Annotated in this window: 1 pseudogene; it reads left to right on the top strand. The window is 52.6% G+C overall.

Annotated elements, in window-relative coordinates:
* Positions 1-125, top strand: a pseudogene (locus tag Q1A48_RS21675) (IS5/IS1182 family transposase); the annotation flags it as partial.
* Positions 126-209: the final 84 nt, after the last annotated feature.

Genomic DNA, 209 nt, shown 5'->3' with positions numbered 1-209 from the left:
GCACCACTCGGCACAGCGGGTATCAAGCGAGCATGAAGGTACGCAAGAGAATTGAGGAGGGTTTCGGTTGGGGCAAACCCGTTGACCTGATTCGCCAAGTAAAAGTCCGCGGGTTAGCGCGGGTCAAGGAGATATTTACCCTCACCTTTATCGGCTGGAATCTAACCCGAATAAGCAATTTACAAAGGGGATCCGCTTAATGGCCGGAG

The sequence above is a fragment of the uncultured Microbulbifer sp. genome (genome assembly GCF_947489355.1).
Classification (GTDB): Bacteria; Pseudomonadota; Gammaproteobacteria; order Pseudomonadales; family Cellvibrionaceae; genus Microbulbifer.
This window is presented reverse-complemented; position numbering and strand designations above follow the sequence as displayed.